A 1,840-nucleotide genomic window follows, 5' to 3' on the forward strand; every position below is an offset into this window, starting at 1 on the left:
TTAGTTAATGGCCGTGAATTTTCTTAAATTCACAGCCATTAACGCGAGGCCCATTTCGTTTTCTACCTTCGATTTTCCTCGTACAGAAAATCGAGTGAAACGCAAATTAGCCTTCAAGAATCCAAAAACTGGTTCCACATCGATTTTGCGTCTTCGATAAATGGCACTTGTTTTCTCTTCTGAAAGCTTTGCTCTTACATATTCTTTTTGCTGTTCCCATTTTTCATTTACCATTAATTTTCGATTGTTGCCTTCTTTAGCTTTGGTACACGATGAACGGAATGGGCATCCCGAACAGTCTTCACACTCGTAAATTTTGAGCTTCCGTTGGAAGCCTGTGTGGTCATTACGGACAGAATAATATTGAAATTCAAGACGTTTTTGATTAGGACATGTATATGTATCGGTTTCTTCATCATACGTCCAGTTATCGGGATTAAATATGTTTTGTTTATACTTTTTCTTTTGTTCTTTCAAATACATACTATACGTAATAAGTGCTTCTCGTTTTCTATTCGAAAGGATATCATGAAAGTTTTGTTCACTACCGTAACCTGCATCTGCAACAATGTGTTTTGGTAACTCAAAATAATGCTGCTCAATCTCATCTAGAAATGGAATTAACGTACGTGTATCTGTTGGATTTGTATATATACTATAGGCAAGCGTATATTGACCTTCCGTTGCGATTTGTACATTATATCCAGCTTTTAATTGTCCGTTTTGCATATAATCATCTTTCATTCGCATAAACGTCGCATCTGAATCTGTCTTAGAATAGCTATTGCGTGTACCAAAGATTTCAAAGTCTCTTTCGTATTTTTGTTTACGTAGGACAAAATCAATCAACTGCTTGCGTAATTGTTTCGGGTATTTACGTTTATTTCTTAAGGCTTTTCGTTCTAGAACATCTGATGATGTTTCAATTTGTTTATCATATTCAGTTACGACATCGTCCACTTTTTGAACTAATTGAGCGAGTTCTTCCAATGATAACTGTTTATCGCTTTCACGTTGAATTTCAGGTATGATTTCACTCTCTAGTAGCTCATTGTATAGCTGGTTTGACTTTTCAATTAAATTTTGGTGATATTTTTCAATGGTTTTCTTCCAAACAAACGTAAATTTATTCGCATTTGCTTCAATTTTTGTACCATCGATAAAAATCGCTTCTTGATCAATAAGCTTTTCTTCAATCAATTGGCAACGGAATTGAACGAAACATTGACGAATTAAATCTTTCACTTCTGGTTGAATACGGAATCGGTTGATTGTACGGTAGCTTGGTTCATATCCTTGGGCTAGCCACATCATTCGGATACTGTCTTTTAATAGGGCTTCAATTTTCCGTCCTGAGAAGATAGATTGTGTATAGGCACATAAGATAATTTTAAGCATCATACGTGGATGATAGGCAGGACACCCCTCATTTCGTAGAAATGGTTCGAACGCTTCATGAGGGATACTTTCAACTAGATGATGGATATGGAAAGCAATATCATTATTTTGTAATTTTACTTCTAAATCTAAAGGCAAAATGAGTTGATTCATGTTATAATCTTTAAACATAAGGATCCTTCTTTCTGTATAATTTTGTTGTGGTGACTTAATTTTATCAGAAGTGGTCCTTATTTTTTATTTAAAATAATCAAAGCCGGTGAAATTTTACTTATCGTAAAATTTCACCGGCTTTTCATTTCAGAGGTGGGTTTTGTCCCAGCCTCTTTAATTGCCTAGCAACGTCCTACTCTCACAGGGGCACCCCTCAACTACCATCGACGCTTTCTGCGAAGCGCGATGACACATCGGAAAACTGCGTCATCTGCGTCAGTCCGATGCT

1 protein-coding gene is annotated in these 1,840 nt (G+C 36.1%); it reads right to left on the reverse strand.

All coding sequences use genetic code 11. From position 1 onward, the window contains the following. Positions 1-1,569 carry an IS1182 family transposase gene (locus MHH69_RS19270; RefSeq protein WP_341361490.1) on the reverse strand — a complete coding sequence of 523 codons (1,569 nt, stop codon included), beginning with the start codon at positions 1,567-1,569 and terminating at the stop codon, positions 1-3. Between the last annotated feature and the right edge of the window lie 271 nt (positions 1,570-1,840).

The sequence above is a fragment of the Ureibacillus sp. FSL E2-3493 genome (genome assembly GCF_038077515.1).
In the GTDB taxonomy this organism is placed as follows: Bacteria; Bacillota; Bacilli; order Bacillales_A; family Planococcaceae; genus Ureibacillus; species Ureibacillus halotolerans.

Coding starts and splice junctions, on each gene's coding strand:
- MHH69_RS19270 (WP_341361490.1), bottom strand. CDS start 1,569: ATGTTTAAAGATTATAACATGAATCAACTCATTTTGCCTTTAGATTTA.